Source organism: Flavobacterium succinicans LMG 10402, assembly GCF_000611675.1.
GTDB lineage: Bacteria > Bacteroidota > Bacteroidia > Flavobacteriales > Flavobacteriaceae > Flavobacterium > Flavobacterium succinicans.
In genome coordinates, this window is the sequence record NZ_JATV01000001.1 from 302,173 (window position 1) to 327,500 (window position 25,328).

19 protein-coding genes and 1 rRNA gene (1 of these 20 running past the window's edge) are annotated in these 25,328 nt (G+C 35.5%); 8 read left to right on the forward strand and 12 right to left on the reverse strand.

All coding sequences use genetic code 11. The features are described 5' to 3' along the window. Positions 1-8: 8 nt before the first annotated feature. The 3 genes from AO58_RS0101310 to AO58_RS0101320 all read right to left on the reverse strand — a co-directional run bounded on the left by AO58_RS0101310 (position 9) and on the right by AO58_RS0101320 (position 2,834). A complete protein-coding gene (locus tag AO58_RS0101310) occupies positions 9-776 on the reverse strand; it encodes an SGNH/GDSL hydrolase family protein (RefSeq protein WP_051536565.1) in 768 nt (255 codons plus the stop codon). An 8-nt stretch (positions 777-784) separates the two neighbouring features. Further along, positions 785-1,567 carry a DUF3050 domain-containing protein gene (locus tag AO58_RS0101315; protein ID WP_024979989.1) on the reverse strand — a complete coding sequence of 261 codons (783 nt, stop codon included), beginning with the start codon at positions 1,565-1,567 and terminating at the stop codon, positions 785-787. Positions 1,568-1,655: 88 nt separating this feature from the next. Next, positions 1,656-2,834: an acyl-CoA dehydrogenase family protein gene (locus AO58_RS0101320; RefSeq protein ID WP_024979990.1), complete on the reverse strand. Its 1,179-nt coding sequence runs from the start codon at positions 2,832-2,834 to the stop codon at positions 1,656-1,658. Positions 2,835-3,058: 224 nt separating this feature from the next. Between AO58_RS0101320 and AO58_RS0101325 the strand changes: the two genes are divergently transcribed. Further along, on the forward strand, positions 3,059-4,762 hold the full coding sequence (locus AO58_RS0101325; protein ID WP_024979991.1) for a S41 family peptidase: 1,704 nt from the start codon (positions 3,059-3,061) through the stop codon (positions 4,760-4,762). Between the two features lie 172 nt (positions 4,763-4,934). After that, on the forward strand, positions 4,935-7,421 hold the full coding sequence (locus tag AO58_RS0101330) for an erythromycin esterase family protein (protein WP_024979992.1): 2,487 nt from the start codon (positions 4,935-4,937) through the stop codon (positions 7,419-7,421). A 138-nt stretch (positions 7,422-7,559) separates the two neighbouring features. Here AO58_RS0101330 and AO58_RS0101335 read toward each other — a convergent pair whose 3' ends face one another. The 3 genes from AO58_RS0101335 to AO58_RS0101345 all read right to left on the reverse strand — a co-directional run bounded on the left by AO58_RS0101335 (position 7,560) and on the right by AO58_RS0101345 (position 9,455). Beyond that, entirely contained in the window at positions 7,560-8,273 is a 714-nt protein-coding gene (locus AO58_RS0101335; protein WP_024979993.1) for a tRNA1(Val) (adenine(37)-N6)-methyltransferase, read from the reverse strand. An 87-nt stretch (positions 8,274-8,360) separates the two neighbouring features. After that, positions 8,361-8,885 (reverse strand): ribosome maturation factor RimM, encoded by a 525-nt coding sequence (gene rimM / locus AO58_RS0101340; protein WP_024979994.1) that lies wholly within the window; start codon positions 8,883-8,885, stop codon positions 8,361-8,363. 15 nt (positions 8,886-8,900) lie between these two features. Continuing rightward, positions 8,901-9,455, reverse strand: coding sequence for a 30S ribosomal protein S16 (locus tag AO58_RS0101345; RefSeq protein WP_024979995.1), 555 nt, complete (start codon positions 9,453-9,455; stop codon positions 8,901-8,903). 196 nt (positions 9,456-9,651) lie between these two features. On the opposite strand from AO58_RS0101345, the gene AO58_RS0101350 reads away from it, so the two are divergent. Together AO58_RS0101350 and rbp are read left to right on the forward strand one after the other, a co-directional pair. After that, positions 9,652-10,125, forward strand: coding sequence for a DUF6252 domain-containing protein (locus tag AO58_RS0101350; RefSeq protein ID WP_024979996.1), 474 nt, complete (start codon positions 9,652-9,654; stop codon positions 10,123-10,125). A gap of 148 nt (positions 10,126-10,273) precedes the next feature. Beyond that, positions 10,274-10,621 carry an RNA-binding regulator gene (rbp, locus tag AO58_RS0101355; protein ID WP_024979997.1) on the forward strand — a complete coding sequence of 116 codons (348 nt, stop codon included), beginning with the start codon at positions 10,274-10,276 and terminating at the stop codon, positions 10,619-10,621. Between the two features lie 474 nt (positions 10,622-11,095). On the opposite strand, the gene AO58_RS17895 is transcribed toward rbp, so the two are convergent. The 6 genes from AO58_RS17895 to leuC all read right to left on the reverse strand — a co-directional run bounded on the left by AO58_RS17895 (position 11,096) and on the right by leuC (position 17,227). Then, on the reverse strand, positions 11,096-11,239 hold the full coding sequence (locus tag AO58_RS17895) for a hypothetical protein (RefSeq protein WP_155959402.1): 144 nt from the start codon (positions 11,237-11,239) through the stop codon (positions 11,096-11,098). Between the two features lie 538 nt (positions 11,240-11,777). Further along, on the reverse strand, positions 11,778-12,839 hold the full coding sequence (gene leuB, locus AO58_RS0101375) for a 3-isopropylmalate dehydrogenase (protein ID WP_024980000.1): 1,062 nt from the start codon (positions 12,837-12,839) through the stop codon (positions 11,778-11,780). A gap of 112 nt (positions 12,840-12,951) precedes the next feature. Next, a complete protein-coding gene (locus AO58_RS0101380) occupies positions 12,952-14,514 on the reverse strand; it encodes a hydroxymethylglutaryl-CoA lyase-like TIM-barrel protein (protein WP_024980001.1) in 1,563 nt (520 codons plus the stop codon). A gap of 109 nt (positions 14,515-14,623) precedes the next feature. Beyond that, positions 14,624-15,220, reverse strand: a complete 597-nt coding sequence (gene leuD / locus AO58_RS0101385) for a 3-isopropylmalate dehydratase small subunit (protein ID WP_024980002.1) — start codon at positions 15,218-15,220, stop codon at positions 14,624-14,626. A 188-nt stretch (positions 15,221-15,408) separates the two neighbouring features. Further along, the gene (locus tag AO58_RS0101390) at positions 15,409-15,795 is read right to left on the reverse strand and encodes a GxxExxY protein (RefSeq protein ID WP_024980003.1); all 387 of its coding nucleotides are present in this window, start codon (positions 15,793-15,795) and stop codon (positions 15,409-15,411) included. 37 nt (positions 15,796-15,832) lie between these two features. Continuing rightward, the gene (gene leuC / locus AO58_RS0101395) at positions 15,833-17,227 is read right to left on the reverse strand and encodes a 3-isopropylmalate dehydratase large subunit (protein ID WP_024980004.1); all 1,395 of its coding nucleotides are present in this window, start codon (positions 17,225-17,227) and stop codon (positions 15,833-15,835) included. A gap of 700 nt (positions 17,228-17,927) precedes the next feature. On the opposite strand from leuC, the gene dnaE reads away from it, so the two are divergent. The 4 genes from dnaE to AO58_RS0101435 form a co-directional block, all read left to right on the forward strand. Continuing rightward, the gene (gene dnaE / locus AO58_RS0101405; protein ID WP_024980006.1) at positions 17,928-22,442 is read left to right on the forward strand and encodes a DNA polymerase III subunit alpha; all 4,515 of its coding nucleotides are present in this window, start codon (positions 17,928-17,930) and stop codon (positions 22,440-22,442) included. Positions 22,443-22,617: 175 nt separating this feature from the next. Next, on the forward strand, positions 22,618-23,520 hold the full coding sequence (locus AO58_RS0101410) for an outer membrane beta-barrel protein (protein ID WP_024980007.1): 903 nt from the start codon (positions 22,618-22,620) through the stop codon (positions 23,518-23,520). 265 nt (positions 23,521-23,785) lie between these two features. Beyond that, positions 23,786-24,103: a thioredoxin gene (trxA, locus tag AO58_RS0101415; protein ID WP_024980008.1), complete on the forward strand. Its 318-nt coding sequence runs from the start codon at positions 23,786-23,788 to the stop codon at positions 24,101-24,103. Positions 24,104-25,099: 996 nt separating this feature from the next. Then, positions 25,100-25,328: ribosomal RNA gene (locus tag AO58_RS0101435) — 16S ribosomal RNA — on the forward strand (it continues 1,285 nt past the right edge of the window).

Below are 25,328 nucleotides of genomic sequence, written 5' to 3' on the forward strand. Positions count from 1 at the left end.
ATGGGGCTTTATTTTTGAACTATTACTTTAGCTTTTGGAGCTATTCTGTCAACAAACAACGAATAGGCTTTTTCTGAGGGATGCAGACCATCTGTAGCTACTAAATAAGTCTCTTTTAGTCCTTGTCTTGTGATGTCGGTGATGTTGATAAAAGTAATGCCATTGGCATCGCAGTAACTTTTAGCGAATGCATTATACCTATCGATTTCTGTTGAGATTTTGGTTGGAGTTCCAAATTGTTGACCAAATGGAGTGTAAGCATAGTCAGGAATCGAAACCACGATAACATTGTCTTTATTCCCTTTGGCTAAAGCGATGGCTGTTTGTGCCAATTGGGGAAACTCTCTTTCATAAAGGCTAAATTCCCTATTTTGGTATTGATTGTTTACTCCAATAAGTAGGGTTACTAAGTTATAATTGTTAGTTGGTTGCTGTTCTTTAATCGCATGGATTAAATTAGAAGTCGTCCAACCTGTTTGTGCAATGATTTTTAAGTCTACCGTTAAACCAGGAATAGTGGTTTCAAGCTTTTTCTTTAGTTGTTCTGGAAAACGACAAGTGAGACAAACGCTTTGACCAATAGTATAACTGTCCCCTAGTGCGATATAAGATACTTTTTTGTTAACAGGTTGTGGCTGAGGTTGAGGTGCTGGGCTGCTTTCGGGTTGGGGAACAAGAGTTGTGTTTTCGCTAGAACATTGGTTGAAAAAAAGCACTACAACTATCAAAATGAAAAGTCGTAATGCTGTTTTTATATGTTTTGAAAAGTGTTCCATTTCTGTTTTTAAGCAGGTTCCATTGTCAAACTCAGTTGTTCTTCAATCGCATTCCAAAGGCCTATTCTTTTTTCTAAGGCTAAAATGGAAATATTTTCTACCTCTTCCCATTTTTTAGCATCATTTCCGCAAAGTTCGGTTATCATTTGCATGGCCATTGGTCCGTGTTCGTCAGCATCCAATTCGATATGTCTTTCGAAATAGTAAATCAATTGTTTTAAATCCGTTTCAGGGAAGTTTTTTTGGAAGTTTTGCAGGATTTCTGTGAACATACTTGGAATCAAATCTTCTCTTCCGAAGGTAAAAGAAGCGGCTATTTCGTGCGCTTTACCATGTTCAATCACTTGAAAAGTGAAGTCCAAAAATGATTTGATATTCGGGTGTAACGGACTTTTTTTAATAGCCACAAAAATATTCTGAAAGGATTGCACTTCGTCAAGGAAATTAGTAATTCCTGATGTGTCTGCGCCGCATGCTTCCATGGCTTCTAGGTACATTTCGAAGTGGCTTAAGTGTCTTCCGTCCATACTAAGGTCGGTTTCTTCAGCCAAAACAATTTCGTTGATTAAATAGCGCGTTTCTGGATTAGGAGTCGCAAACCACGGAGTTGATGTACAGGTTAATTTGGCTTGTAAAGCTTTCAAAAGGGACATAAAGTCCCATACTGCATACACATGCGTTTCTAGAAAACTATGTAAATCTTCTAGATTTTGTACTTTCTGATATAGGCTATGGTTTAAAAGTTGTTCTTTTTGAGAAGCTATCTTTGAATTGATGTAGGTAATGTTCATTGGGATTTTTTTTGTAAAATTAAAAAAGCTTCCTGTTACCAAGAAGCTTCTATAATTGATTTTATCAATACTTTAATACTTGTTTATCTTATTTAAAAGCTGCAATTCCTGTGATATCCATTCCTGTAATTAATAAATGAATATCGTGGGTGCCTTCATAAGTAATTACCGATTCTAAGTTCATCATATGGCGCATGATAGAATATTCGCCTGTGATTCCCATTCCGCCTAGCATTTGTCTTGCTTCGCGAGCAATATGAATTGCCATGTCGACATTATTTCTTTTGGCCATTGAGATTTGAGCAGAAGTCGCTCTGCCTTCATTTCTCAAGACGCCTAATCTCCATGTAAGCAATTGCGCTTTGGTGATTTCAGTGATCATTTCGGCCAATTTTTTTTGTTGTAATTGTGTACCTGCGATAGGTTTGTCAAATTGAATACGCTCTTTGGCATAACGCAAAGCAGTATCATAACAATCCATAGCCGCGCCAATAGCGCCCCAAGCAATTCCGTAACGAGCAGAATCTAGACAACCTAGTGGTGCGCCTAATCCAGATTTGTTAGGCAAAAGGTTTTCTTTTGGGACTTTTACATTGTCAAAAATCAATTCTCCAGTAGCCGAAGCTCTCAAAGACCATTTGTTGTGGGTTTCAGGAGTGGTAAATCCTTCCATACCGCGTTCTACGATTAAACCGTGAATACGTCCTTCTTCATTCTTTGCCCAAACTACAGCAATATCAGCAAAAGGAGCGTTAGAAATCCACATTTTCGCACCATTTAATAAATAGTGATCACCTTTGTCTTTAAAGTTGGTGGTCATTCCACCTGGGTTAGAGCCGTGGTCAGGTTCCGTCAATCCAAAACAGCCCATGAATTCTCCGGTAGCTAGTTTGGGTAGGTATTTCATACGTTGTTCTTCGTTACCGTATTTCCAAATAGGATACATTACTAAAGAAGATTGTACAGATGATGTAGAACGCACACCAGAATCTCCTCGCTCAATCTCTTGCATGATGAGTCCGTAGGATATTTGATCTAATCCAGCACCACCGTATTCAATAGGAATGTATGGACCAAAACCACCAATTTCTCCTAAACCTTTAATGATTTGTTTTGGAAATTCTGCTTTTTGAGCATAGTCTTCTATAATTGGGGATACTTCTCTTTTTACCCAAGCTCTTGCGGCGTCACGCACTAACTTGTGTTCTTCGGTTAATAAATCGTCAAGATTATAATAATCAGGAGATTGAAATAAGTCTGGTTTCATGGTTCGAAAATTTTATGGCAACAAATCTACATAAAGAAATATAACAAAACTAATGTAAATTGTTGTATTTTTATAGAAATACATGACGTTATTGGTGTTTTATTAGATTATCAATGTAGCAACGAATAGTAGTAGTAGTGTAATTATAGAGGATAAAATTTTGTTAAAAATAATTAGTGTAAGTAAAGTCGGTATATATTTGCTGTCTTAAGTAAAGCCTAATTATGAGAAGAATATTTTTTTGCTTGTTCTTTTTGGTGTCTGTAAACCTATTTTCACAAACAAATCTTCCCGAAGTTCAGAAATACAAACAAGCAGGTTTGGTGTGGGGTTTACTAAAATACCATCATCCAGAGATTAGTAAAGGTAAATATAATTGGGATCTAGAATTCATTACATTATTTGACAAAGTTGTGGCTGTTAAAAATCAAGATGAAATGAATGACTTATTGTTGGGTTTTATTTCGAAATACAAAACGGATAAATTGAAACCAAAGATCCTGAATTCTGAAAAGGTTTTTCTGAAAAATGTAGATTATGATTGGATTGATTCAGCAGTTTTTGGTGCTGAACTCGTAAAAAATTTTATTGAAATAAAAAATAATAGAAATATAAATAACTATTATGTTTCGACTAGCAAGATGTCGAGAATGCTGTCTTTTGAAAACGAAAAGGGATTTAAAGATTTCGATTATGCTATGAAAAGTCATAGAATGCTCTTGTTGTTTAATTTCTGGAATGCCATACAATATTGGGATGTTAATAAATATTTAATGGATACCAAATGGTCTGATAATTTAGATGCGCTGACTCAAGAGTTTTTGAGTGCTGATACCAAATTAAAATTTGAGTTAGTGAAGTTAAAACTGATTTCGAAATTAGACGATTCTCATTCAGTTACTTTGTCGGTAGATGTTGGCAATTCATTTTTTAGTTATAAACCTGTTTTTTCAGGAAAAATATTGAATGATTCCATAGTGATTGATAAAATAAAGAATAAAAATTTAGCCAAAAAAGATGGAATTGAATTAGGTGATGTTATTGTAAAAATTGAAAATAAGAATATTTCAACTTATTTAAATGAAAAATGTACCAATTTATTTTCAGTTTCTAACTTAAATTATTTGAAGCGATGGGGAAGTCATGATGAGGTTTGGTTTGTATATAATTTGCTTTTAAGCAATAATAAAGATTCAATTAATGTAGATGTTGTGACAAGAAAAGGAATACGTGAGAATAAATATATTCATCTTCATAAGGGTAATCATTTTACTGATTTTGAGATACTTGGTAGGCTGAAAAAGGAGAAATGGTTTTATGTGCAACCTAATATTGCCTATGTGAATCTAGAACAAATAACCAAAAAAGAACTAGATCTTGTTTTTAAACAAGTAGCGAATACCAAAGGATTGATTTTAGATTTAAGAAATTACCCTAAAAGTGTTTCTAATAATGATTTGGCTAAATATCTTTACCCTGAGAGAAAAGAGTTTATAAAAGTTCTTTTTCCCATTGAAAACAATCCTTCTTATGGAGAATATGATGGCGAAGCTCCTTTAAAATTGATAATGAATCCTTTTAATGCAGGAAGCAGTAATTCAAATTATTATAAAGGCAAAGTTGTTTTGCTTGTGGATAGAACAACACAGAGTAAAGCAGAATATATTGGAATGGCAATTCAGCAAGCTCCAGACTGTACAACGTTAGGGGAACAAACCGCCGGTTCGCCACTTAATATAGTTAATTATATGATGTCTGATAAGACTAATGTTAATTTTACAGGTCTTGGAGGTTTTTATCCTAGCGGGGAAGGTGTGCAAAGAAATGGTTTGCATATAGACCATTATATTAACGAGAGTGCTAAAAATTATGATCCGGAATTGTATATAAAGGAAGCGATACGTTTAATAGAGAAATCAAGTATTTGAAATAAGAATACAAATTACATCTTCAAATAAAAATCCTTAGTTAATTCAATATATTCTCGGGTGTATATGTATCTTGCGGTTTTGATAAGCAATTCAATTCGTCAATTTGTTTGCTAGTTTGATTTTTTTTTTAAAGAAAACTCAAACTCAGCTTTAACCATTATATGTTTATATGAGATTTTTTGCACTTTGTTTTTTTTTTATTAGTCCTTATTTCATTTTCTCACAGCAAGCTATAGGTGCAAAATCCTATGTAGTAAATAACATAAACAATTATTCTTTTTTGGGAGAAGTTCTAAAAGACAAGAATGTTGTTTTATTAGGAGAACAAACCCATGGTGATGGAGCTACTTTTGATGAAAAAGTAAATATTGTGCAACATTTGAGTAATACATTAGGGTTTAATACAATTATTTTCGAAAGTGGCTTGTATGAAAACTATAAAGCCTGGAAATTATATTCTACGAAGAAAACCTATTCATCTATTTATAATGGAAGTATATATTCTTTATGGTCTAACACACAATCATTTCAAAGATTATTAGATCATATTGATAGAAGAGCAATTTTGAAGGATACTATTAAAATTCTTGGTTTTGATTCTAAAGAGAAAGGGCAGTTATTTGAAAAATATTTTATGACTGACCTTAGAAAAACATTCCAAAATCATCAAATTGTTATAGGAGATACTACTTATACAGCAATAGAAAAAGCTTTTATTGCAAAGGATTTAAAGGGATTTGCAACAAATAAAAAGGATTCTACTGATTTGTATCGACAGTATGATTTGGTTCTAGGTTTGTTTAAGAAAATGCATGGTCTCAGTAAAGACGATAAGATGATTAAGCAAGTATTCTTGAGTCAAATTGCTCAAGTGGATTTTGAAATAAAGATTTTGCAAAAACAGAGAATAGCTGTGCAAAATCCTAGAGATTTACAAATGGCTAAAAATCTGATATTTTTGACGGAATTGTATCCGAATGATAAGATGATTTGTTGGGGAGCATCCTATCATTTTTCAAATCGCATTAGAGATTTTGAATATACCGATATTACAGAGCGTTATCTGGTTGATCAGATTGCTTTAGAGAATGGAATTTCAAAGAATCGTGATGTATCCATTGAGGAAGTGAAATCTTTAAAGAATGCTGTTCCAATGGGCGAAATTTTAAAAAATCATTTTAAAAATAAAATATACAGTCTTGCTTTTTCTTCCTATGAAGGAGAATATGGAATTGTTGGAGACAAACCTTTCACTATTTTATCACCTCCATTGAATAGCATTGAAAAGAAACTGGCAGAAGATAACAATGTCAAAGTTTTTTTAGATTTTGACAAAAAGGATATGAGGAGTTATTATTGTTCAGCATTAGGGAATATGCCAATAAAGGCAAATTGGAATTCTGTTTTTGATGGGTTGTTATTTATCAAAACATCATATGCTCCCATATATAGTAAATACATAAGAACGGATGGTTCCACTAGTGATAGCGGAACTTTTACAGTATCTGGTGTAATTAAAGATGCTGAAAGGGATACGTTTATTCCTAATGCGGACTTATATCTTGTCAATTGTAATAAAAGCGTTGTGGCTAACGATAAAGGAACGTTTCAGTTTACTATTCCGCGAAGTAGTTTTAATGATAAATTGATTATTGCTGCGATGGGCTATTACTCAGATACTCTAACGGTTTCACAACTGGAAAAAGCCAAAAACACCTTGATGGAAATTAAGCTAAAAAAAGAAACAGCTGTGGATGTTTCGTTAAGTGAAGTCACTATTTCATCAGCAAAAAAGAGAATGAGCTCATTATCTGCCAAAGCAATTTTAAAAAAGGTCAAAGAAAAAATAGAAGACAATTATTATCAGAAGCCTTTTAATCAAAAATTCTTTTTTAGAGCTAAAGCAAGTAAAGATGATGCTATTACAAATAGTGAGGAAGCATTTGTAAATACCTATAGTCCAAATGGAATTGTGGTTTCACAGGATGCGGCAAGTAATTATTTTGGAGAAATACTGCAATACCGGAATACGGTAAACAGTACATCAAAAGGGAATTGGGAAGGTGTAGGTTTTTTAGGTGTAATTATTTTTAGAAACATCTTGTTAAGTAATCAAAACGTACTTTATAAAACGAAGTCTTTTGACCTAAAAAAGGAAAAAAGCGTTGAATATAATGGCAGAACTGTATATGTGATTAGTTTTACAAACATTGCTCCAGATGTTTTTACAACAGGCTTTGGGAACCCGACTCCTAAATCTGCATCAGGATACATTTATATAGATGCAACTTCTTTTGCGGTATTAAAATTCGAACATTATGTGGTTTTACATCCTGACAGACCCAATGATGATGAGAATGTAAAAATAGAATCGACACATAAGATTACAGAAACGTTTAAGTTAGTAGAGGGCAAATATTTTATAAATTATTGTAATGTAAAGGTAGAGAGTAAGTATTTTGCAATAAGGGATAAGAAATTCTTGAGTCAGTCTTATGCAAATTATGATTTGATGTCTATAGATATAAATACTAATAATGTAGAGATTATCAATCGCCCAATAGACCGATTAAAGTTAGGAGTTGAACTCAAAGAAGATCCAGAATATTGGAGAAATAATAACTTTATTTTAGAGGACGGTATATTGGATTTTTAGTTGTTTCATTAGTAGTAAAAACAAGGAATGGCTTTTAAAATTGGATAAGGAAAAATTAGCAAAACCTTTTGGAGGTCTTTAAAAAAGAATTACGGCCAATAAGTAAGCATATACAGTTGACTTGTAAAAAGGAGGTAACTACATCTTCAAATAAAAATCCTTAGTTAATTCAATATATTCTGGAGTATAGACGTGTCTTGCGGTTTCGATAACCAACTGGTCAATTGCCAAGTCAGTAGTTTCATTTCGGCTAAAAGCCAGTAAGCTACGTTTGATTTCTGTAGTAGGTGTTCCTTTTACTCGAGTAATTTTTAAAGGATACAATTCGAATTCGTTGGCCAAAGCAATAAAATTTTCTTCTTCTTTGAAGGGAATAATGACTGCAAAAATCCCGTGTTCAGAAAGCAGTAAATCTGCAGCTTCGAGTAATTGCTCAAAGGGCATAGCGTCTTGAAATCGGGCCAAGTCGCGTGATTCATTTTCAGTTTTGTAATCTTCAGAATAGAAAGGCGGGTTGGAAACAATCAAATCATATTCGTCTTCCGGTTCTTCTATAAATTCGTCCAAACCGGCATGAAAACAGAAGAGTCTATCGTTCCAAGGTGAATTTTCGAAATTATCGGTTGCTTGCTCGTAAGCAGCTTCGTCAATTTCTAAAGCGTCAATTTGCTGTGCTGCGCTTCTTTGTGCCAACATCAAAGCGATAATTCCGGTACCAGTGCCAATGTCTAAAACGCTGAAAGGATGATTGTGTATTGGAGCCCAAGCGCCCAATAGTACACCATCAGTGCCAATTTTCATGGCGCAACGGTCTTGTTCAATAGCGAATTGTTTCAATTGGAATTTAGACATGAAAAATAATAAAAATTAAACCATTAAGAAAATAAGGGAATTAAGAATAAAACTTAATGAACCTTAATTTCTTAATGGTTCAATAAATTAAAGGTACATTTCAATTAAGCCTTCTGGCAAATCCATGATGATTTTTTTGTTTTCGCGGTCTACTTTTACCAAGAAATGGTCAATCATTGGGATTAAGATTTCGGCGTCGCCTTTTAGTACTTCGAATAAAGGTTGTGCTGTAGTGTCGTTGATAGATTGAATTTCTCCAACGTATCCTAAACGTTTGTCTTCTACTTCAAAACCAATTACTTCGTGAAAATAGAATTTGTTTCCGCTTAGTTTTGGAAGCATTTTTAAAGGAAGATAAAGGTCACTTCCAATGAGTGCATCAGCTTGTTCTTCGGTAGTTATGTCCTCAAAACGGATGCGTAGAAAGTCGTTTTTGTGCAGTGAACTACTTTCAATAAAAAAAGGAACCAAGTGTTTGTTGTGGTCAACAAACACTGATTCCAAGTTTTCGTATAACTCAGGTTCATCCGTGTCTAAATAAGCTAGGAGCTCCCCTTTGAAACTAAATTTTTTGGCTATTTTGCCTAAATAGAAACAATCTTCTTTACGCATTGTCGCCTTGTAAAATTATGCTTCAGTTGTTTCGTTATTCTCTTCTGCAGCTGGAGCTTCTTCAGCTTCAACTTCAGCAACTTCTTCAGCAGGAGTTGCAGCAGCAATAGCGTCCGCCTCAGCTTGCGCTTGAGCAGCTAAACGTTTTGCATTAACTTCTTGTTCTGCTTTTAAAGCTTTAGTTCTTTCAGCAGCTTGTGCTTTAGTCAAACCTTCTTTTTTAGCGTCAACTTTTCCAGCTTTAGCTTCTAACCAAGCAGCTAATTTAGCATCAGCTTGTTCTTGAGTTAAAGCTCCTTTACGAATACCTCCATCAAGGTGGTGTTTCAATAAAGCACCTTTGTAAGAAAGAATTGCTCTTGCAGTATCAGTTGGTTGAGCACCATTGTGCAACCATTTCACTGCACTATCCAAATTTAATTCGATAGTTGCTGGGTTAGTGTTTGGATTGTAAGTACCGATTTTCTCTAAGTATTTACCATCTCTTTTTGAGCGAGCGTCTGCTGCTACAACCCAGTAAAAAGGTTTTTGTTTTTTACCGTGTCTTTGTAATCTAATTTTTACTGACATAATCTTGTGATTAAATTTTGAGGTACTCGACCTCGATTAATTAAGGGTGCAAAGATACATTTTTTATTTAAAAAAACTATACTGGTCTATAATATTCATATTTGGATTTTTAATAACGACTACTTATGCCTTTTTTTATTGTTTGAATTAAAAAAACTATAGATTTGTAGTGAATCAAATTCATCTAATTAATAGAATGAAAAAAATACTTTTTTTTGTTGCTTTAGCTTTAGTTATGAGTTCTTGCTCAGACGATGTGGTTTTCAATAATCCTTCTGTTCAAGGTTTGAAGGACAATGTTTTTTGGCGTGCCCTTAAAAACAAAGCCGTTTTGTCTACAGATGGAAGCGTTGTAATAGAGGCTGTAACCTTGAATGAAACCTTACAATTGCATTTTCCTTCAACACAAATGCAAGAAGTTGCATTGGATAATGCCGCTACAGCATATGTTATCTTCGAGTCTAAAGCGACTAGTCCTTCGCTAGTTTTTTCTTCTAAAGTGGAGGAGACTAGCGGCACAATTAGCATTACGGAGTATGATGCTGTAAATAAAACGATTACAGGAACTTTTAAATTTGTGATGCGTAAACCAGTCTCTGTCGGAGGAGTTGCTCAAGAATTGTATTTTTCGCAAGGTGTTTTTTACAAAGTCCCAGTGAGCAAAGAATAGGTAACTTGGATTAAATCGCTTAATTTTGAGAGGGTTACTTTATTGTTGACATTGTTGTTTTTTCATAATTATTGTATAAATATTCTAATATATAGTAGATTAGAATAAAATAAGACTACATTTGTCTCATTATTATAAATAAGTACATATGAACATTTTTGTTGGAAGTCTTCCATTCAGTATTGAGGAAGCAGATTTAAGAGAGTCTTTCGAAGCTTACGGAGCAGTAGATTCAGTTAAAATTATAACGGATAAATTTACTGGTAGAAGTAAAGGTTTTGGTTTCGTAGAGATGCCAAACGACGCGGAAGCTCAAAAAGCAATTGACGAATTAAACGGTGCTACCGTTCAAGGACGTGCAATTGTGGTAAACAAATCTGAGCCAAAACCAGAAGGCGAAAGAAGAAGTTTCAACAACAACCGTGGTGGTGATTCACGCGGAGGTTACGGAGGCGGAAACAGCCGTGGTGGAAGCGATAGAGGAGGAAGATATTAATATTTTTTTTCAAGCTATAAAAAAAGGTGTCAATGAAAATTGACACCTTTTTTGTTGTTTTGTTCAGATATAAATTTGTAATTATTGTAAGTTTGGATTGGTTTTAAAATATAACCATGATTACCTAATAATGTATCAATATGTCTTTTCATGTTCAATATTTGTTGTTTAGGATCAGTAATATAACAAAGTGTGTCACCTTTTTTATGTATTCCTATTTGAAAATAAGTACTTTCATTTGATACTGTGTCGTTAAATTTGCCATCTTGTGGGAATTCATAAAGCATATAGTCCTTGTGAGTAATGATGTAATTAAAATGAAATACGGGAAATAATCAGCTCGCTCTTTCATCCTCATAGGCCAAACCTGTGTGATTTTAAATTTTCTTACGGATGCATTATTTTGGTTTGTTATAAATGCAAATGATACTAGGATGATTAATCCTAATATCATTTTTTTTGTTAGTTATAGGTTTAGTCACCATCTATAACAGGGGATTTTGAAAAAGCACTTATAAAGTTTTCTTCTATAGTCTTTATAATAGCTCCACCACATTCTAATACAGATTTTACATTAAAATTGATAGTTCTCTTTGCATTATTTTTAGGTAGCAGCATAGTTTTGAATAAATAAAACATTAATCTGTTTTCAACTCTTTTCTAAAAAGTTTCATTCATTAATTGAATCCAAGCCACTATAGATACTTGTTTTATAAATATCATAAATTGAACAACAAAAAAAGGGCGAAGCAGAAACAAAAAAGAAAACTAGATCGTGGTTCGCCTCGCTTCGGATCACTAAATATAAAATTAACAAATAGATCAAAATATAGGCTCCTATTTTGAACCATTTATTCTTTGAAAACAGAAAATAGAGTGATAACCAAAGTAAAAATGTAATAATCAATTCTACAACTGAGCTTTCGAAAGTAATAGCTGAAATGATGCTACCTAGAATAACGAATAAAATTGGCCATCCTCCAATGTTATTTGGAATCACAATGATACATAGTAAGAATACACTCCATTTTGTTACTGAATTATCCATATTATTTGACAGCCTCTTTTTATATTTAAAATTGTTTGAAATCACATCACTTTAACTTGAAATCTTAAACGAAATAGAGACAGAATGCTGTGCGTTTCAACATGTACATTATAAATTGGCCACTAACCAGTCACCAACCTCGCTAGTTTTATAGGCTTTACTTCCTTTGGCAGCTAAGTCTTCGGTGACAACGCCTTCTTCTAGGGATTTGTTGACTACAGCTCTTATGGCTTGCGCTTCTTCTTTTAATCCAAAAGCATCTTCAAACATCATTGCAGCAGATAAAATAGTAGCCAATGGATTTGCAATGTTTAGTCCAGTTGCTTGTGGGTACGACCCGTGAATGGGTTCATATAATGAAGTATGTTCTCCAACAGAAGCTGAAGGCATTAATCCCATAGAACCTGAAATTACAGAAGCTTCATCGGTTAAAATGTCTCCAAATAAATTTTCGGTAATCAATACATCATAAGAGTTAGGCCATTGCACCAAACGCATAGCGACAGCATCAACAAATTCATAACTAACTTCTACTTCTGGATAGTCTTTGGCCATAGCTTGAACTGTTTCTCTCCAAAGACGAGAAGTTTCTAGTACATTGGCTTTGTCTACACAGCATAATTTCTTAGAACGCGTCATCGCTAATTCAAAACCTTTTTTGGCCAAACGTTGTACTTCAGCTCTGGTGTACACACAATTATCAAAAGCAGTTTCGCCATCATCTCTTCTTCCTTTTTCACCAAAATAAATTCCACCAGTTAGTTCTCTCAAGAAAACCAAATCTGTTCCTTCGATACGTTCTCTTTTTAAAGGAGAATTGTCAATCAATGAAGGAAAAGTAAACGTTGGACGTACATTAGCGAATAAACCTAGTTTTTTGCGCATTAAAAGCAAACCTTGTTCAGGGCGAACGGGTGCGCTTGGGTCGTTATCGTATTTTGGATGTCCGATGGCTCCAAACAAAACCGCATCGGCTTTCATACATATTTCGTGTGTTTCGTCTGGGTAAGGTACACCAACAGCATCAATGGCACAAGCACCAGTTAAGGCTGGCGTCCAAGTGATGTCGTGATTGAATTTTTTCGCAATAGCATCAGCTACTTTTACGGCTTCGTTGATTACTTCTGGTCCGATGCCGTCTCCGGCTAAAAGGGCAATATTTAATTTCATATAGTAAAGTTTTTTCCTCCCCCCAACCCCCTCCGAAGGAGGGGGAGACTGGATGTTGATGGATTGGGTTTATTGTTTTATGTTTCTTAATTTTGGTATTATTGTTTGATTTTTACGTTTCCGTTTTATCTCCCGCCCCTTCGGGGAGGGTCGGGGAGGGGATTACATTCAACATTTTTTGTGTAGCAACAATGGCTGCCACAGTTTGGTCAGAGTCTAATCCTCTGGTTTTGAATTCTTTTCCGTTTGCTGTCCAAGTGATAACCGTTTCGCATAAAGCATCGGAGCTACTTCCTGGAGGGATTCTAACGGCGTAATCAACAAGCTTAGGTAAAGTCATTTTTTTGCTTTTGTAAATTTTGTTCAGTGCATTCATAAAAGCATCAAATTGTCCGTCGCCTTGTGCGTTTTCTTCGATTATTTCTCCATCAATTTTAAGACAAAGTGTAGTTGAAGGGCGCATTCCTTTGGCATGAACCAAAACATAGGATTGAACCACCACACGTTCTTGATACGACTGACTGTCCAAAACATCAGAAATGATATAAGGCAAATCTTCTTTGGTTACTGTTTCTTTTTTGTCGCCCAATTCAATGATGCGTTGTGTAACGAGTTTTAAATCCTCTGCATTAAGTTGTAGCCCTAGCTCTTGAAGGTTTTTTTCAATATTGGCTTTGCCTGATGTTTTTCCAAGCGCATATTTTCGTTTTCTTCCAAAACGCTCGGGTAATAAGTTGTTAAAATAAAGATTATTCTTGTTGTCTCCATCAGCATGAATACCAGCGGTTTGAGTAAAAACATTATCTCCAACTATGGGTTTGTTCGCCGGAATTCTATATCCAGTAAAAGTTTCTACAAGTTTGCTAACTGAGTACAGAGAAGTTTCTTTGATATTGATTTTTACTTGTGGTAAAAAATCATTGATAACGGCAACGGTACTCTCCAAAGGAGCATTTCCGGCGCGTTCTCCCATTCCATTTACAGTTACGTGTAAACCGCTGATTCCTGCTTTTATGGCTTCCATAACATTGGCTACACTAAGGTCATAATCATTGTGTGCATGAAAATCAAAGTGAACGTTAGGGTATTTTTGTGTTATTTTAGAAATGAATTCAAAAGTATCCGAAGGAATTAAAACACCTAATGTATCCGGTAATAAAATTCTTTTAACGGGTTGTTGGGTGATGAAATCCAAATATTGAAATACATAATCGGGAGAATTGAGCATGCCGTTGCTCCAATCTTCGAGATAGACATTGGTGGCAATTCCGTTTTGATTTGCGAGTTCGATTGCTTGTGCAATTTCTGCAAAATGTTGTTCAGGTGTTTTTTTTAATTGGTGGGTCAGGTGATTTAGAGAACCTTTCGTTAAAAGATTTTGTACTTTGGCTCCGGCTTTTTTCATCCATTCAATAGAAATTCCTCCATCAACAAATGATAAAACTTCTATTCTGTCAGTATATCCCTTGGTAATCGCCCAGTCCATAATGCCTTTTACCCCTTGAAATTCTCCTTCACTTACACGTGCCGAAGCAATTTCGATGCGGTCAATGTGTAATTCTTCTAATAATAATTGAGCAATGGTTAGTTTTTCTGCAGCCGAAAACGATACGCCCGAAGTTTGTTCTCCGTCGCGTAAAGTAGTGTCCATTATTTCAATCTTTTTCTGTTCCATTGGGGAATTATTTTCGGATTAAAGTATCCTTTTTTTATTTAAAGCGAATCCTATATCATTTTAGAAACGATATAGGACAGCACTATTGGGTTGTAAGTAACTTAAGGTTCTATATCAATTGTTTACTCGCAAAATCAACAATTTCTTCTTTGATATTGTTTAGATAATCGATGTCATCAAAACCATTAATCATGTTGTTCTTTTTGTATCCGTTAATGTCAAAAGATTCTTTTTGACCAGTAGCCAATAAAGTAATGGTTTGTTCAAGTAAATTGATTTCTAGTTCAGTTTTTGGATTTGCTTCTATTGCTTTAAAAATAGTATCAGCAAATTCTGGACTAACTTGTACGGGTAAAACTCCAATGTTCAAGCAATTTCCTTTGAAGATATCTGCAAAGAAAGAAGAAACAACGGCACGGAATCCGTAATCGTAAACTGCCCAAGCAGCGTGCTCTCTTGAAGACCCAGAACCGAAGTTTTTTCCTCCAATTAAGATCTTTCCAGAATAAGTAGCATCGTTTAAAACGAAATCGGCTTTTGGTGTGTCGTCTCCATTATATCTCCAGTCACGAAATAGGTTGTCGCCAAATCCTTCACGTTTTGTGGCTTTCAAGAAACGAGCAGGTATGATTTGATCTGTGTCTACGTTTTCTATCGGTAGTGGCACTGCACTACTGGTAAGGATGGTAAATTTATCGTATGCCATAGTATTAAATTTAACCGCAAAGGCGCAAAGGCACGATGCTATATTAATTATTTATTTGTTTTTTTACCGCAAGGACCCAAAGGCGCAATGCTATAATATTTATTTGTTTGTTAAAGCAAGGAAGCAAAGGTGCAAGGATAGTTTGTGAATTCTATTTTTTGCGACTTTCCGTCATTGCGGTATTTTTTTTAATAGTTATTTACAAATCTTTTGAAGCCGTTTTTGATGATTGGGACGTTAAAATTAATTAGAAATCCCATCCTTTTATCGGCTAACTTTAGATATGATATTATCTGTGCTTGATGTACTGGTAATAGTGTATCTACAGATTTTAATTCTATTATGATTTCGTTTTCAACTAAAATATCAATTCTAAATTCTTTTGATAAATCAAAACCTTTAAATTGTAAAGGAATACCGACTTGACTTTCTGCTGAAATTTTTCTCAACTGCAATTCTTTTAAAAGACACATTTCATAAACCGATTCCAATAAACCTGGCCCCATAATTTTGTGAACCTCAAGGCTAGCTATAAATATTTGTTTAGCTAATTCTTCATATTTATTTATATCCATATTTTCTTAGCGCCTTAGTGTCCTTGCGGTGAAAAAATTACATCAATTCCCTTGGATCAGTCAGTTTTCCTGTCACAGCAGCAGCAGCGGCCATTATTGGGGAGGCTAACATTGTTCTTGATCCAGGACCCTGGCGGCCTTCAAAGTTTCTGTTAGAAGTACTTACGGCATATTTTCCTGCTGGAACTTTATCGTCGTTCATGGCTAAACAAGCCGAACAGCCTGGCTGACGCAATACAAAACCAGCTTCTGTTAGAATGTCTAAAAGTCCTTCTTCTTTTATTTGTGCTTCAACAACATGTGAGCCAGGTACTAACCAAGCCGTAACATTATCTGCTTTTTTGCGGCCTTTAACAATTTCTGTAAAAGCTCTAAAATCTTCAATACGACCGTTAGTACAGCTTCCTAAGAAAACATAATCGATTGTTTTACCAATCATTGTATCAGCTTCATTGAAGCCCATATAGGCCAAAGATTTTTTGTAGGTTTCCTCGCCACCTTCTACTTGATCTGCACTTGGAATAGATGCTGAAATTCCAATTCCCATTCCAGGATTGGTTCCATAAGTAATCATTGGTTCAATATCAGCAGCATCAATAGTTAATTCTGCATCGAAAACTGCATCAGCATCCGTTTTCAAAGTTTTCCAGTATTCAACTGCTTTAGTCCAAGCTTCTCCTTTTGGGGCATACAATCTGCCTTCTAAGAAGTCAAAAGTTTTTTGATCGGGAGCGATCATACCTCCACGAGCACCCATTTCTATACTTAAATTACAAACTGTCATACGGCCTTCCATTGACATTTCTTCAAAAACATTTCCAGCATATTCAACAAAGTAACCGGTTCCTCCAGAAGTTGTTAGTTTTGAAATGATGTACAAAGCCACGTCTTTTGGTCCCACACCTTTGCTCAAAGTTCCGTTTACGTTGATACGCATTTTTTTGGGTTTCGGTTGCATAATGCATTGCGTAGAAAGTACCATTTCTACCTCCGAAGTTCCGATACCAAAAGCAATGGCTCCAAATGCACCATGAGTTGAAGTATGTGAGTCACCACAAACAATAGTAGCACCTGGTAAAGTAATTCCGTTTTCAGGTCCTACCACGTGAACAATTCCATTTTTTTGGTGTCCTAAACCCCAATGGGAAATACCATATTCTGTAGCGTTATCTTCTAATGCTTTCAATTGATTAGCAGATAGAGGGTCTTCTACTGGTAAATGTTGGTTTATTGTTGGGGTGTTGTGATCGGCAGTGGCAAAAGTGCGTTCTGGATATAACACCTTAACGCCTCTAGCTTTTAAACCTAAAAAAGCAACAGGACTAGTCACTTCGTGAATGAAATGACGGTCAATAAAAAACACATCTGGTCCATCCTCAATTTTACGCACCACGTGCGAATCCCATACTTTGTCGAATAATGTAGTACTCATTGTTAACTATTTTTTTTAAGTGTATTGGTCTTTTTTGTTGGGTTGCTACCCAAAAAGTATAACTTGGAAAACAAATGTAGCAAACCTTCAAAAGGTGTCAATTTTCAAATTTCATTATATACGATACCCAAATTCTTTTTCTATGGTAGATTAGAATTAAAAAAAATATTTTCTTAGAAGAAAGTTTGTTTGGTTTTGCTAGCATTCAGAAAAAAGCGAGCCTCTTTTTTTAAAATTAAAATCCTTTTTAGTTACTGGCTTTTTGTTGAGTTATTTTTAAAACAAACCGTTTTTTCAATGATTTCACTGCGTTTTTTCTATCTAAATCTCGTTTTTTGATTAAAAATAGTCAACAATGTACTGTTTTTATCTCTCCTAATTAATGCAATATCAAGGTTTAAAATCGATGGAATAAGTTCTTTAAAATACTTTTTTTTTAGTTGAAAACTACGACATCCAAAAATGAGATTTAGCGTTTTTTGAATGAAAAGGGTATGAATTCCTTTGGCTATGCCGTTATAATTTTTAATGTCAGTTATAGTTGGAATAAAAAAGCAATTTGCCTCTAGTTTCTTTAAAAAAAAACTAAATTTGAACTTCCGCCAATTTGTATTGTACTGTTTTTTATACTCCATAAAACCAATGTTTTAAGGAGTTTCAAAATTGGATTTTGGAATTTTAATCTTTGTTATTTTAACCTATGTACTTAATTTTCGATACTGAAACTACTGGATTACCCAAGCGTTGGGGCGCACCTTTATCTGACACAGATAACTGGCCAAGATGTATTCAAATCGCTTGGCAGTTGCACGACGATATGGGGATTTTGTTGGAGCATCAAGATTATTTGGTGCAGCCAGAAGGGTTCAATATTCCTTATGATGCGGAGCGAATTCACGGTATTTCTACCGAATTGGCGCAAGCAGAGGGAATTCCATTGGCGGAAGTATTGGAGAAGTTCAATATAGCTTTAGGGAAAGCCAAATTTATTGTAGGTCAAAATGTTGGTTTTGATGTCAATATTATGGGTTGCGAGTTCTATCGTTTGGGTGTTGCTTCACCTATGGGTGAAATGCTGATTCTAGATACTTGTACAGAAGTAACGGCTTCCTTGCTGAAATTACCTGGAGGTAGAGGAGGAAAATTCAAATTGCCAACGCTTACCGAGTTGCATCAGTATTTGTTTGACCAACCTTTCGCGGAAGCACACAACGCTACCGCCGACGTTGAGGCAACCACAAGATGTTTTCTAGAATTAATTAGAAAAGAAGTTTTTACCAAAGAGGAGTTGGAAGTAGAGCCTATTTACTTCAAGGAGTTCCAAAGTAAAAATCCAGAACCTTTTCCGCTAATTGGATTAAAGCACATTAATCTTAAGAAGGCTTCTGATGCGATTCGGGAGCAACTTAAAGCCTCGGGTGTTGTTACTGATGCACCAATTTTAACCGAAACAGAAAAGAAAGATTTTTCCGCAGCAGCTTTTGCTCATTTGCATAATCATACACAGTTTTCGGTCTTGCAATCCACCATTGCGATTGGCGGTTTGGTGGCGGCTACAGCCAAAAATAATTTCCCAGCGGTGGCGATGACGGATACGGGTAATATGATGGGTGCTTTCCATTTTGTGAGCGCCGTTATGAATCACAACAAATCGGCATCGGCAAAAAACAAAGCATTGGTAGAAAGTGGAGAAGAACCCACTGAAACCGAGATAAAACCTATTGTTGGTTGTGAGTTTAATATCTGTGATAATCATTTGGATAAAACCAAGAAAGACAATGGTTATCAAGTAGTTTTATTGGCAAAGAATAAAAAAGGCTATCACAATTTGGCCAAAATGGCTTCTATAGCTTACACGGCTGGTTTTTATTATGTGCCTAGAATTGATAGAGCTATAGTCGAACAGTACAAAGAAGACATAATGGTTTTGTCTGGGAATTTATACGGAGAAATTCCAAGTAAAATTCTGAATGTAGGAGAGAACCAAGCGGAGGAAGCTTTACTTTGGTGGAAAGCACAATTTGGAGACGATTTGTATCTCGAAATCATGCGCCACAATCAAGAAGATGAAAACAGGGTAAATAAAACGCTCATTGAATTTTCTCAGAAGCACAAGGTTAAACTCATTGCTACTAACAATACCTATTATTTAAATAAAGAAGATGCCAATGCGCACGATATTTTGTTGTGTGTAAAAGATGGCGAAAAACAAGCCACGCCTATTGGTAGAGGACGAGGTTATCGTTATGGATTGCCAAATCAGGAATATTATTATAAGTCGGGTGAGGAGATGAAAAAACTCTTTGCTGATTTGCCTGATGCGATTATTAACATTCAAGAAATTGTAGATAAAGTTGAAATTTACTCCTTGTACCGTGACGTATTGTTACCTAAATACGACATTCCACAAGAATTTGTTGTGCCAGAAGATGAAGTTGATGGCGGAGTTCGTGGTGAAAATGCCTATTTGCGACACCTTACGATGGAAGGAGCAAAGCGACGTTATGGAGAAATTACGGAGTCGATTCAAGAACGATTGGATTTTGAATTACTAACCATTTCCAATTCGGGTTATCCTGGTTATTTCTTGATTGTACAAGATTTTATTGCCGAAGCCAGAAAAATGGATGTTTCTGTGGGACCTGGTCGTGGTTCGGCAGCGGGTTCGGCGGTAGCGTATTGTTTGGGAATTACCAATATTGACCCTATTAAATACGATTTGCTTTTTGAGCGTTTCCTAAATCCGGACCGTGTGTCGATGCCCGATATTGATATCGATTTTGATGACGAGGGTCGAGGGCGTGTAATGGATTATGTAATCAATAAATATGGTGCCAATCAAGTAGCGCAAATCATTACTTATGGTAAGATGGCTACGAAATCGGCTATTCGTGATACCGCTCGTGTGCTGGATTTGCCTTTGTTTGAAGCCGATAGAATTGCGAAGTTAATTCCAGGTATGATGCCGTCAAAATGGAATTTGGCTCGTTTTATTTCTGAAAAAGAAGAGGATGTAAAAAAAGCATTGCGTTCAGACGAGTTCGATGCTGTAAAAGAATTGATTGCGATTGCCAATGGCGGAGATTTAGCTGGAGAGACGATTCAGCAAGCCAAGATATTGGAAGGCTCGATGCGAAATACCGGGATTCACGCTTGTGGGGTGATTATTACGCCATCAGATATTACCAATTATGTTCCGGTAACTACCGCTAAAGATTCGGATTTGTATGTTACACAATTCGATAACTCGGTGGCTGAAAGTGCAGGATTGTTGAAAATGGACTTCTTGGGGTTGAAGACCCTTACGTTGATTAAAGACACAGTTAAATTAGTAAAATACCGAACAGGAATTCAGCTCGACCCCGATACTTTTCCTATTGATGATGTTAAAACTTATGAGCTCTTTCAAAGAGGAGAAACAGTAGGGATATTCCAATACGAGTCACCTGGTATGCAAAAGTATATGAAGGACTTGAAGCCCACTGTTTTTGGGGATTTGATTGCGATGAATGCCTTGTATCGTCCGGGGCCGTTAGAGTATATTCCGTCTTTCGTTCGAAGAAAAAATGGCGAAGAAGAAATCAAATACGATTTAGAGGCTTGTGCGGAATATTTGTCTGAAACCTATGGAATTACGGTATACCAAGAGCAGGTAATGCTTTTGTCTCAATCGTTGGCTGGTTTTACCAAAGGTGAGGCCGACGTTTTGCGTAAGGCAATGGGTAAAAAGCAAAAAGACGTATTGGACAAAATGAAGCCGAAGTTTGTGGAGCAAGCGGCGGCAAAAGGTCATGATGCAACGGTTTTGGAGAAGATTTGGAAAGACTGGGAAGCTTTTGCGAGTTATGCATTTAATAAATCGCACTCTACTTGTTATGCTTGGATTGCCTATCAAACGGCTTATTTGAAAGCGCATTACCCTGCAGAATATATGGCTGCGGTACTTTCAAATAATATGAATGATATCAAGCAGGTATCGTTTTTTATGGAAGAATGTAAGCGTATGGGATTGCAGGTTTTGGGTCCTGATGTTAATGAGTCTTTCTATAAATTTACTGTAAATGAAGATTACGCCGTTCGTTTTGGAATGGGAGCTATTAAAGGAGTAGGTTCTGGTGCGGTGGCTACGATTGTAGAAAACAGAAAAGACGGTAAATACAAATCCATTTTTGATTTGGCCAAACGCATCGATTTGAGAGCGGCCAATAAAAAGGCAATCGAAAACTTGGCTTTGGCAGGTGGATTCGATTCGTTTGAAGGTACCACTCGTGCGCAATATTTTCATGACGATGGAGATGGCATTACTTTTTATGAAAAAGCCATACGTTATGGAGCGAAATTCCAAGAAAACGAAAATTCCTCTCAAGTCAGTTTGTTCGGCGAAGCGAGCGAAGTGCAAATCGCAGAGCCCGTAGTTCCTCCCTGCGAAGATTGGAGTACGATGGAAAAACTCGCCAAAGAAAAAGAAGTTGTCGGGATTTATATTTCAGGACACCCTTTAGATGACTATAAGTTTGAAATGAAATATTTCTGCAATGCCCGACTAGAAGCACTTAAAAATTTAGAGCAACATGTTACCAAGACACTTTCTTTTGCAGGTATAATCAATAACGTACAACATCGAGTAGCCAAAAACGGAAAAGGTTGGGGGATGTTTACACTCGAAGGCTATGACGAGAATTTTGAATTTCGAATTTTTGGCGAAGAATATCTGAAGTTTCGTCATTTCTTTATTCAAAACAATTTCACGTACATCAAAATATTGGTCAAAGAAGGTTGGGTCAATCAAGAAACAGGCAAACGAGCCGAGCCTAGAATTCAGTTTGTTGAGGTGAAACAACTACAAGATGTGTTAGAAGCGTATGCTAAGAAATTGGTTTTGTTGTTGAATATTACAGATATCGAACCTGAGTTTATCTATAAATTGAACGAATTGTTTCAGCAAAACAAAGGAGAACATACGGTTAATTTTGAAGTAATGGAGTTGGAACGAGTGAGAAAAGCCATTACAGTGCCGCAACCTGAGTTTGATGAAAGCAATGATATTGATGAAGACGAGAATTTATCTACAACATCTAATGCTAAAATCGAGGAAGTAGAAGAAATTAAAATTGTAACCAAATTAGCCATGCCAAGCCGAAAGTTAAAAATAAAAATTACCAATGAACTCCTTTTTGAATTGGAAAAAATGCAATTGAATTTCAAGTTAAATTAATTTTTTAAGGTTAAAAAAATGCATAATAATGTAAAGTGTGTAGTCGACATCCTGTATATGTTTATTTTATTCTAAATTTTTGCTACAATTTCATAATTACGAATAGTATGCATGCATAGTAAAAAATAAACAATAGTTTTTAATTCTACTTTTGTCTCACAATTTTAAAATTACTATGAAGAAAAAATTATTAGCATTAGGTTTAGTGTTGGTTACAACAACATTATTTGCTCAAACAGAAAACAAAGAAAGTTGGTATTTCAAATTAGGAGGATCTTATTTTAATCAAACAGCATCTACAGAATTCCCAACAGTTGGAGGTAATGATGCATTAAGTAAAGTATATCAAGGCGGAAAGTTAATATCTGAAGAAAGTGTTACTGGATCTTTTGGACAAGGATTTAGAGCAAGTGGTACAGTAGGATACCGTTTTAATGCAAGATTAGGTGTCGAGATGGGAATCAATTACTATAGCAGTACTGACAAAACAATGGCGCAGACTGTAACAGATCAGATTTTTATCTCTGGAGGAAGGCCTATTTATAATTTTAAAGCTGTGGGCCAAATTACTGCTTTTGATTTAGCGCCTGCTTTGGTGTTGTTTTTAGGGGAGCACAAAGGATTTGAACCTTACACAAAAGTTGGAGTTTTATTGCCAGTACATGGTGATTTGGAAATAACTACCAATGCTGTAGTTCCTGCAGGTGCTGGAACAGCTAGTGTTCGTATGGTTGATGTAGTAAAACCAAATCCTACTTTAGGTTTTTCAGCTGTTGTAGGAACTTCATATAAAATCGGAAAAAAACTTTCGGCTTTTGCTGAATTAGAGTATCGTAATTTTACAGTTCATGGTAAAACTAAAGAAACTACTGAATATACAGTGAATGGAGTGGATGCTTTAGCAACTAGAACAAAAGCGCAAATCCACACCAATTATGTGAGTAAGTTAGATACTAAATCAAACAATGCTTTGACTAATCCGAATGGATTGGATGCTACTAAAGCTATGGATGAACTTAGTTCATACGTAGGAATAAGCGGGCTAGGGTTGACGTTAGGATTAAAATACAGCTTGTAAATCATTTTTTTATTAGAGGTTTGAAAAAGAGTTACTGTTGTGGTAACTCTTTTTTTTGCCGTATCGTTTTCTGAATCTTTTGAAATCGAGTAGTTTAATTTGTGCAGTTGTCTGGCCATATAGGGCATTGCAATAGAAGTATAATCAAAACTAATTTCAAGAAGCTCTAGTATTAATATTTAATTCCTAAATTTGTCCTTTATTAAAATAAATATCAATCACCATCCAAAACATTTTTAGTAGGATGGATTTAAACAAATAAAAAATGGCATTAGCAATTACAGATGCTACTTTTGAAGAAGTAGTTTTGAAATCAGACAAACCAGTAATGGTTGATTTTTGGGCAGCATGGTGTGGACCATGTCGAATGGTAGGACCAATCATCGACGAATTGAGTAATGAGTATGAAGGTAAAGTAGTGGTAGGAAAAGTAGATGTAGACGCTAACCAAGAATTTGCTGCCAAATACGGAGTGCGTAATATTCCAACTGTATTAGTTTTTCATAACGGAGAAGTAGTTGGAAAGCAAGTAGGTGTAGCACCAAAACAAACGTATGCCGATAGCTTAGATGCTTTATTATAATCATTGTAGAAAATGAATTAAAAGAGGTTTGATCTTGTGTCAAGCCTCTTTTTTTTGTTTATGTATTTATCTCTAGTTAAGATCTGATACTTTCGAGGAAGGTTTGTTTGTATTTCTAGTAGATCGGAGGTTGATAACGCTCTTTCGCTTTTTCAGGAGCAATTTCCGGCTGTCCGCTATATCTCTTAGGGCGAACCCCGCCCCAAGAGGATGCCGCTCCCATCCGGGCTAGGGCAATGTCATTCATAAGAACCAATCGTGAATTTGATTACAAATGTATAAGAGATAAGTAAAGAGTGGTTTTGCTCTATAATCTACCTTCTATAATCTGCCTTCTGTAATCTGTAGTCTATGACTATATATACTGTATGGATAAAGTATGGATAGTGTATGAAAAGTATATTTTACTAGTGATTTAGGATTAGTTGTTGAATAATGAAGTTTTTTCAATTCGTAAAGTTTTGGTTAAATAATGATTATCAGAGCTTTATTGAATTATTAAAAAATAAATCAAAAAAAGTTTTAAAAAGGGCTTGTTTAAACGAAAAAAGGGTCTACTTTTGCACCCGCAACAACGGCAACGTTCTTTTAAAAACTGGCAAGCGATTGATACAAAAGAAAAGAAATTTTCAAAAATAAAAATCAAAAAAAGCTTGTGAGAAATAAAAGAGTTATTTACCTTTGCACCCCGCAAAACACGGGAAGTTCCTTGAGAGATTGATAAGAGAGAATGATTTAAGAGAGATGAAAATCTCAAAAAAAACTTCATTTTTTTCTTGCCAGTTAAAAAAAGAATTTCTACTTTTGCACCCGCTAATCGCAACAACGAAAAGCGCAAAAAACAAGAAGAATACGTTCCTAGACATATTGAATTGACAGCCGTCTTATTGAAAGATAAGACAAAGAAAAAAAGAGTAAGATAATCGAGAGATTAGAATAAACACCGATAGAATTGGATTCGCATAAAAATAGCTTAATTTATTAAGCGCACAATATACGATGAAGAGTTTGATCCTGGCTCAGGATGAACGCTAGCGGCAGGCTTAACACATGCAAGTCGAGGGGTATAGTTCTTCGGAACTAGAGACCGGCGCACGGGTGCGTAACGCGTATGCAATCTACCTTTTGCAGAGGGATAGCCCAGAGAAATTTGGATTAATACCTCATAGTATGTGAGAATGGCATCATTTTCACATTAAAGTCACAACGGCAAAAGATGAGCATG